4 protein-coding genes are annotated in these 4,108 nt (G+C 68.4%); 2 read left to right on the top strand and 2 right to left on the bottom strand.

What is annotated here, in order from left to right:
* Nucleotides 1-347, top strand: a 347-nt coding sequence (locus V6M37_RS09305) for a hypothetical protein (RefSeq protein WP_332672575.1), incomplete at its 5' end; no start/stop codon positions are given.
* 86 nt (nt 348-433) lie between these two features.
* Here V6M37_RS09305 and V6M37_RS09300 read toward each other — a convergent pair.
* Complete coding sequence (locus V6M37_RS09300) at nt 434-577, bottom strand: hypothetical protein (protein WP_332672573.1); 144 nt, start codon at nt 575-577, stop codon at nt 434-436.
* Nucleotides 578-653: 76 nt separating this feature from the next.
* On the opposite strand from V6M37_RS09300, the gene V6M37_RS09295 reads away from it, so the two are divergent.
* Nucleotides 654-818 (top strand): hypothetical protein, encoded by a 165-nt coding sequence (locus V6M37_RS09295; RefSeq protein WP_332672571.1) that lies wholly within the window; start codon nt 654-656, stop codon nt 816-818.
* 26 nt (nt 819-844) lie between these two features.
* Here V6M37_RS09295 and V6M37_RS09290 read toward each other — a convergent pair whose 3' ends face one another.
* On the bottom strand, nt 845-3,535 hold the full coding sequence (locus tag V6M37_RS09290) for a bifunctional diguanylate cyclase/phosphodiesterase (protein ID WP_332672577.1): 2,691 nt from the start codon (nt 3,533-3,535) through the stop codon (nt 845-847).
* Between the last annotated feature and the right edge of the window lie 573 nt (nt 3,536-4,108).

The raw sequence follows: 4,108 nt of genomic DNA, 5'->3' as shown, positions 1-4,108 counted from the left end.
ACGGCCGCGCGGAGGTCGACGCCGCCCTGAAGCGCGCCGGCTGGAATCGCGCGGTCGCTCCCGGCAGCGGCCGGCCGATCTGGGTCGACGCGGGTGGCGCACAAGCCACCGCGAAGCAAGTCCGCAAGGCCCTCAAGGCGCAGTTCGCCGTCGAGCGCGCGGCGCCGCTGACCACGGTCAAGGGCGAGGCGCAACCGCGCCAGGCGCGCAGCGAAGCGGTCGATCCCGTCGATCCCTACGCCGTGCGCTGGCCCGACGTCATCGCCGGCATCGAGGCGCTGGGCCTGACGCCGGAGGGCCAGCGCAAGGTCCTCCTCTCGCTGCCCGGGCCGCGCGTCGCCGCCTGACCCACGCCGGTTGGGACCAACCCCGTTGCCCCGACGGTGGCGCGACGTGCCGGCTCGCGGCGCCTTCCTACCGCGGCGTTCGGCGCTCAGCCGCCGCCTTCGCGCGCGTCCTCCTCCCACTCGTCGGCCTGCGCCTCCTCATCCTTCTCGCCAAATTCGACGTCCGGTTGCGCCGCCACGTCCGGTTCCGCGTCGGGCACGACCTCGTCGGGCTGCTCTTCTTCCTTCACGGCGTCTCCATTCGGTGGGGTTAGCCAGCGTATCCGGCCCCTCGCGCGCTTCGCGCGCAGCGTCGTCTGTGGGACAGTGACGACCAGCGTGGAGCTGCGGCCGTTTCACATCGCGTTTCCAGTTGCGTCGCTGGACGACACGCGCGCGTTCTACTTCAGCGACCCGTGCGGCAACGTCGTCGAGTTCAAGGCGTTTCGCAACCCCGAGACGCGCTTTCTGCCGTTCGACGAGAACTCGTAGGCATACCGAGCGAGCTACAGCATTGGTCACATGGGCGTACCTCGCGCGTGCCGAGTCCGAGTCGGCCACACGAGCATCGTCGGTCCTGCGTCGGCGCAGTTCAGTCCGTCCCGGCCGGTGATCGTCGGCTCGAGGTCGGCGGCATCCATGGGGCGTTCGAACAGGAAGCCCTGGCCATATTCGCAGCCGATCGCGCGCAGAATCGCCAACTGCGCGGGATGCTCGATGCCTTCGGCAACGACGTGCATGCCGAGGTTGTGGGCGAGGGCGACAATGCCGCAGACGATCGCCTTGTGCCCGTCGTCCTCGTGCATCGTGCCCACGAAGGACCGGTCGATCTTCAGCGTGTCGCCGGCGAAGGACTGCAGCACGGTCAGCGATGCGTAGCCGGTGCCGAAGTCGTCGATCTCGACTTTGACGCCGAGTCGTGCAAGCTCTGCAAGCGCGAGGCGTGCGAGCTCGGGTCTGCTGATCACCGTGCTCTCGGTGATTTCCAGTCGCAGGCACGAGGACGGAAGGCCGCTGGCACGAAGCGCGGTCTCGACGTCTGCGACGAGCCGATCCGGATCGCCGAGCTGTCGCGCGGAGACGTTGACGCTCATCGTCACGTCGGCCTGGATGATTTCGCGTCGGCGCCAGTCGGCAAGGCGATCGCAGGCCGCTTCGAGGACGAGCTGGCCGAGGTCGGCGATCAGCCCAGTGTCCTCGGCGATCGCGATGAAGCGGTCCGGTGCGACCTGTGTTTCGCCGGCCGGCCAGCGGGCGAGCGCCTCGAAGCCGACAATCTCGCCGCTCGTGAGCTGGACCACCGGCTGGTAGAAGACACGCAGTCGACGCTCCTCGACGAGCGCTCGAAGTTGGGTCTCGAGCTCGATCTGCCCGAGGACATCGCTGTGCATCGCGTCGGTGAACACCGAGTAGCGGCCGGCGCCCTGGCGCTTGGCGTCGTACATGGCGATGTCCGCGTTGCGCATGAGCTCGATCGCGGTTGCACCGGCTGCGCTGATCGCGATGCCGATGCTCGCGCTGACCAGCAGCTCGCGGTCGCCAAGTCGAAAGGGCTTTTTGAGTGCTTCCTGGATGCGGGCGGCGATGTCCGGGGCCTGATGCTCCGCGTCGAGGTGCTCGAGCAGGATCGTGAACTCGTCACCGCCAAGGCGCGCGATCAACCCATCCGGGCCGCCGCGCGCGATCGTGTCGCTCGGCCGCAGAACCTCCCTCAGCCGCTGTCCGAGTGCGACGAGCAACTCGTCGCCCACGGCGTGGCTGAAGCTGTCGTTGATGAGCTTGAAGCGGTCGAGATCGAGGAACATGACCGCGCAGCGGTGTTCGGGCTCGCCCACTGTGCGTTGCAGTGAATGTGAGAGGCGATCGAGAAACAGCGCCCGATTGGGGAGCCCTGTCAAAGCGTCGTGCAAGGCGCTCTGGCGCAGCAATTCCTCCGCGGCCTTGCGCGCGGTGATATCTGACGTCGAGCCGGCGATCCGCGTCGGTTTGCCTCGGTGGTCACGGATCGCGACGCCACGGGTCAAGAACCACCGATACGCGCCGTCGCTGTGCCTCATGCGATGCTCGCTTTCGAACGAGGCGACATCGCCGCGCAGGTGCGCGTCCAACGCAGCCTTGAGAGGCGCGACATCATCGGGATGCACGCGCTCCGTCCACTCGTCGGGATCATCACCGACCTCGTCTGCCTGATGTCCGAGCATCGCCTTCCAGCGCGGCGAGAAGTAGGCGATGCCGGTGACGAGGTCGCGGTCCCAGATGCCGTCGTTGGCGCCCGCGACGGCTAGCGCATAGCGCTCTTGGCTCGCATGAAGCTGCGCGGCCCCGCGTACGAGGCGGCTGACGAGAAAGAGCGCTGCCGACGCGACAAGGCCAAAGGCCGCGAACAGCATCCACGGGATCCACCTGCCTTCGCCCGTCACCGGCGCGAAGAGCGCGCTCTGGCGGGCGCTCACCACGACAGTCCACGGCGAGTTCTTCACCGGGCTCGCCGCGAACCAACGCCCGTCACCGAAGCTGCCCTGGCGGCCGCGAGCGACTGCCTCGGCGAGTCCGCGCTCGGTGACCGTCTGCCCCGGGCGCGTATCGTCGGCGGTCTGAGCGCCGAGGACGACAGCGTTGGCATCAAGCACATGGGCGTGTCCGTCGGCCGTCTTTGGGAGCTGCGCCAGGTATCCGCTGAGCAACCCGTAGAGCAATTGCGGCCGGAACCCGCTGATGAGCACGCGACGCCCCCACGGCGTCGAGAACGACTGCGCAAAATGGATCGCGTCGAATCCGTCACGGCCCGGCATCACATTGGACAGCGCAAAGCTCTTCCCGCGTACCACCGCGCGCACGAACGCGGGCTTCGCCTCAAGCGCGCGCACGGTCGCGGCAGGCGTACCTGGAGATCTGGCGATGACCGCGCCGTCGGCTCTGAGGAGGACAAGACTCGCAAGCCGATTCCTGGCGGCCTGCCTGCCCAACACGGTCGCGGAGACGCGGCGGGCGCCGAACAGTCGAGCATTTGTTGCCCGCGATGGGCTCGTCGCCGACGCAAACAACGACTCGGTGAGCGCGGCGCTGAGCGCCGCCCGCTCCGCAAACCGGCTCTCGATGGTCTGTCGAGCCTCCATCTGCGATTTGTGCAGCGATGTCCCAAGACCAGCGAGCACCCCGAGCGTCAGCAGGGCTATGACCCACAGCGTCGCCGACAGGCGGACACGCACGGTCAAGCCGCGCGTCCCGCCGCCGATCGGGGGCTTGCCCGCTGGGCGACCGGCACCGCGCCGGCGGCGACGCTCATACGCACGCACCCAGACGTATCGACCGCTTGGCGAGCGACCTTGAAGGCTCGCCTGCGCAGCCGCACGGATCGCGCATGCGAGATCGAGCGGCCTGACCTCCGGCGGCTGCCCTCAAGGAGCCGCGGCTCTCGCGCGACCCACTCGCATCCTGATCGTCGACGATCCGACTCCTTCGCAGCATCCTGCGCAAGCTCGTGAGCATCGCGCGACGCACATGGCGCGCTGTTGCTTCGGTCGGCGCCGACACGCTCTCCTTGCGAGCGTCGTAAGCGAATGGTCTTCAGGCGCCCGTCAGACTTCCCGGATCCGAACGGCTGCCGGGACGCCGCGGCGTGCCCCGGTGCGTGTCCCAGCTAGGCGCTCAGCAGTCGCGTGAGTCGCGCTTCGATAAGCCCGGCCCCCGCGAGCCCGTCCTCGGGCAGGCGCTGGAACTCGTCGGGCGAAATCTCAACCTCTCGCTGTCGACTGTTCGGGGTCGTCGTCGGCGTACGCGAC

The sequence above is a fragment of the Aromatoleum sp. genome (genome assembly GCF_036675785.1).
GTDB lineage: Bacteria > Pseudomonadota > Gammaproteobacteria > Burkholderiales > Rhodocyclaceae > Aromatoleum.
The sequence above is the reverse complement of the archived record's forward strand: the minus strand, read 5'-3'. Positions and strand labels throughout refer to the sequence as shown.